The organism is Alteromonas sp. BZK5, from assembly GCF_014349115.1.
Lineage (GTDB): Bacteria > Pseudomonadota > Gammaproteobacteria > Enterobacterales > Alteromonadaceae > Alteromonas > Alteromonas macleodii.
Genome location: NZ_JACSOE010000146.1, coordinates 1 through 4,714 on the forward strand (window position 1 = coordinate 1; position 4,714 = coordinate 4,714).

The following is a 4,714-nucleotide window of genomic DNA, read 5'->3' on the forward strand; positions in this document are numbered from 1 at the left end:
GGTTTCCAGCAAACCATTATGGACGCCTTAACCCGTTATCACCGCATGAAGGGCGACAATACGCTATGGCAAGTGGGTACTGACCACGCCGGTATTGCTACCCAAATGGTGGTAGAACGCCAACTTAACGCACAAGGCAAGACGCGCCACGATTTAGGTCGCGAAGACTTCATCAAAAAAGTGTGGGAATGGAAAGAGCACAGCGGCGGAACGATCACCGGTCAAATGCGCCGTCTAGGTACGTCACCTGACTGGTCTCGCGAAGTGTTCACCATGGACGAAGACCTGTCTAAAGCCGTAACGGAAGTGTTCGTTAAACTACACGAAGAAGGCCTTATTTACCGTGGTAAGCGTTTGGTTAACTGGGATCCAGTGCTTCACACTGCAGTATCTGATCTTGAAGTACTGAACGAAGAAGAAGACGGTCACATGTGGCACATGCGCTATCCACTTGCAGATGGTAGCGGTGAGCTAGTGGTTGCGACAACGCGCCCTGAAACCATGCTAGGTGATACAGCGGTTACGGTACACCCAGATGACGAGCGTTATCAAGGCTTTATCGGCAAAGAAATTAAGCTACCGATTACTGGCCGTTTGATTCCGGTTATCGCCGATGACTATGTAGATCAAGAATTCGGTACAGGTTGCGTTAAAATCACGCCTGCTCACGACTTCAACGACTACGATATGGGTAAGCGTCATAACTTGCCTATGATCAACATTCTTACCGACGATGCGAAAATTAACGACGAAGCGCCAGAAGCGTATCGCGGTTTAGATCGCTTCGACGCCCGTAAGCAAATTGTTGCTGATTTAGACGCACAAGGCGCATTGGTTAAGATTGAGCCGCACAAGCTTAAAGTGCCGCGCGGCGACAGAACGGGTGCGGTAATTGAACCCTACCTAACTGACCAGTGGTATGTAGCCGTTGAGTCTCTTGCTAAGCCTGCAATTGAAGCGGTTGAAAGCGGCGAAATCCGTTTTGTGCCAGAGAACTGGAACAAGACTTACTACCAGTGGATGCACAACATTCAAGACTGGTGTATTTCACGTCAGCTGTGGTGGGGACACCGCATTCCAGCGTGGTACGACGAAAACGGTAACGTTTTTGTTGGCCGCACCGAAGAAGAAGTACGCGAAAAGCACGGCCTTGGCAGTGACGTAACCCTTTCACAAGATGACGATGTTCTTGATACCTGGTTCTCAAGTGCGCTATGGCCGTTCGCGACCATGGGCTGGCCAGAAGAAACGCCAGATCTTGAAACCTTTGTACCGTCTTCAGTGCTAGTAACTGGCTTTGACATCATCTTCTTCTGGGTTGCCAGAATGATCATGATGACCAAGAAGTTCACTGGCAAGATTCCGTTTAAAGATATTTATATTACCGGCCTTATCCGCGATGAGAACGGTGATAAAATGTCAAAGTCGAAGGGCAACGTGCTCGACCCAATCGACTTGATAGACGGTATTGATATTGAGTCGCTAGTCACTAAACGCACCGCGGGCATGATGCAGCCTCAGCTTGCTGAAAAGATTGCCAAGCGTACCCGTAAACAGTTCCCTGATGGTATTCAGGCCTACGGTACAGACGCATTGCGCTTTACCTTTGCCGCTATGGCGTCAACCAGCCGCGATATCAACTTTGACATGGCCCGTGTTGAAGGCTACCGCAACTTCTGTAACAAAATTTGGAATGCATCGCGTTTCGTATTGATGAACACAGAAGAGCACGATACAGGTCGCGACGGTGGTGAAATGGTACTTAGCATGGCCGATCGCTGGATTTGGGCTAAGTTCCAACAAACGCTGGTTGAATTTGAAAAAGCGCTTGAAGACTACCGTTTCGACATTGCTGCGCAAACCGTTTACGAGTTCACCTGGAACCAGTTCTGTGACTGGTATCTAGAACTTACTAAGCCAGTGCTTAACAATGACGCCAGCACCGAAGCTGAAAAGCGCGGCACACGTCATACGCTTATTAACGTACTTGAAAGCTTGCTTCGCTTGTTGCATCCGCTCATGCCATTTATCACCGACACTATTTGGCAGCGCGTTGTGCCACTAAGTGCACTTAAAGTGGAAGAGGGCGCAAGCATTATGGTTCAGGCATTCCCTGAAGTAGATGCAGCGAAACAAGACGACAAAGTACTTGCTGATATCGAGTGGGTGAAGAAGTTTATCGTGGGTATTCGTAATATCCGTGGTGAAATGGATATCTCGCCAAACAAACCACTTAATGCGCTACTTAAAAACGTAAGCGACGAAGACGCGCGTCGTCTTGATGCGGCTAAGGCATTCCTCGATAAGCTTTCTAAGCTTGAAACCGTAACTATATTAAAAGACGGTGAAGAAGCGCCAGCCAGTGCAACAGCGCTTGTGGGCGAGATGGAAATTCTTATCCCAATGGCAGGGCTTATCGACAAGGACGCAGAGCTTGCTCGTATTACTAAAGCCATGGAGAAAATCGAGAAAGATGTATCTCGTACTCGTGGCAAGTTGGGTAATGAGAAGTTCGTAAGTAATGCGCCAGAAGCGGTAATTGAAAAGGAACGGGCTAAGTTGGAAGAGGGTGAAAAAGCCCTAGCCAAACTTAAAGAGCAGTTCGAGACCATTAAAGCGCTTTAAGTGCAGCCCCTAAAACGGGGGGTATCGATACAAATTAGAAGGGTTACCGAAAGGTAACCCTTTTTTATTAGCAATTGAACAGGCCCTACACGTAGCGCGTTTGTTCGAAGCCGTTCCTGCATTCCCACACTTCGCTAGGAAGCTTGCCAGCGCCTACTGAGCGGGCAATTATTTATGCGAATTGGTATAAGAACTTATCTTTACGTTCGCGTTTAGCGCTGTTTGCCTAAGTACTGTTTTAACATGCCTATCAATGATTTTTGCTTTATCGGCTTGGTGAGATAGTCGTTCATACCCGCGTCTATCGCGCTTTGTTTATCTTCCTTCATTGCATTGGCCGAAAGGCCGATAATAGGTACGCCAGTAAAGCCTTTTTCGCGGAGTTGTGTGGTTGCCTCATAACCGTCCATCACCGGCATTTGTACATCCATCAATATTAGGTCGTACTGCGGGGCATTTTCTACTTTTTGCACGGCTTGCTTGCCGTCTTCTGCAATATCGAAAGTAAGCCCAAGATTGGTAAGCATTTCTCCGGTGACGAGTTGATTTATATTGTTGTCTTCCACTAATAGAACGTGGCCTTCTAGTGACGTTGCTTCGGCTTCTTCACTGAAATGATGTCCGTCATAACTTGCATCTTTAGATATCACCTGATGAACAAAACGCTCAAATTGCGCAGGTGTGAATGGATGCATGATAAGTGGGCCTCTCCATAGCGTGTCATATTTAGCTTGTAGCGCGCTGCCTGCACTCTCCATTACCAGGCCTACCGACTTCCCTTTTTCTAATAAGGCGTTTAACCAAGCAATATTCTGTCTGAATTCACTGAACTCATGGATATCTACAATGATATGTTCAGGTAAAGCGGCGATATTTTTGGCTTCTTCTATTGATAGCGTTGATTTAGTCGGCAGCTGTATCTGGTTGCAATACGCCGCAGGCAGCAATGCTACTTCAGTAACATAAAGGCTATCAACAGGTAGCTGAGGTGTTTGTTCAAGCACGCCTGGTTGGTTTTTGAATGCTTTCAGCGGTAGTTCAACTTCAAACGTACTGCCTTTTCCCATAGTAGAAGTGGCATCAAGGCGGCCGTTCATAAGTTCAGTAAGCTGGCTTACAATCGCAAGGCCTAGGCCGGTACCGCCATATTTTCTGTTGGTTGAACCGTCTGCTTGAGTGAAAGGATTAAATATTCTATCTAGCTGGGCTGCACTCATACCTATGCCGGAATCGGTGATTCGCATGGTAAGGTTTAACACGTTCCCTTTTTCGTTCAAGTTGCCGTCAAACTCAATATCTATACGCCCTTGCTCGGTGAACTTCACAGCATTGTTGCCTATATTCATAATTATTTGCGCGATACGCAGTGGGTCGCCAATTACTTGCGGAGGTATCTTTGGATTTACCGTAAAGTGCACCGATAAGTTCTTTTCTTTTGCGCGTAGTGCAATGACTGCAATGAGGTTGTCGAACAGTGAATGCAAAGAAAAGCTCACTTCCTCAATCTTCAATTTACCCGCTTCAATTTTTGAGAAGTCGAGAATATCGTTAATTACGCTCAGTAATATTTGCCCTGAATACGCTGCCTTGTCGAGATACCCTTTAACAGTAGTGGACAGCTCTTGCTGTTGCGCCAGTTCTATTAGTCCGATAATACCATTCATCGGCGTGCGGATTTCATGACTCATATTGGCTAAAAACATACTCTTTGACGCGGTTGCTTGCTCCGCTTTTATTTTCGCCTCAGTAATCGCTTTATTTAAGCTTTCAAGCTGCGAGTTCATGGTTCTTGCTTCACCTAGCAGTTTTTCTGTCTCTCGGTTTTTATCACTAAAAACGAGCGCCGCTTTTGCTAGCTTGCCAATCTCATCTTTTCGGCTGCTGCCAGGAATATTGGAAATTTGTACGCCTTGGGCAAGCTTGTTGAAAACTTGAGTGATAGAGCGGATAGGGCCCAATATGCGAAACATGGCAAACAGCGCGGCTGAGAGGGCGAGTAGAATGGCAACAAGAGAAAATAACTCTCCGTTACGCTGTGTGCTTTCAGCCAGTATGTAGGTGCGTTGAGTCGCAATTTCAGAGTCTGTGG

General features: G+C 46.9%; 2 protein-coding genes. One reads left to right on the forward strand and one right to left on the reverse strand.

Annotated elements, in window-relative coordinates; translation table 11 throughout:
- The coding region (locus BIZ39_RS20210; protein WP_187447884.1) for a valine--tRNA ligase at positions 1–2,625 on the forward strand (2,625 nt) is incomplete at its 5' end.
- A gap of 212 nt (positions 2,626–2,837) precedes the next feature.
- Here BIZ39_RS20210 and BIZ39_RS20215 read toward each other — a convergent pair.
- Positions 2,838–4,714, reverse strand: a 1,877-nt coding sequence (locus BIZ39_RS20215) for an ATP-binding protein (RefSeq protein ID WP_187447885.1), incomplete at its 5' end; no start/stop codon positions are given.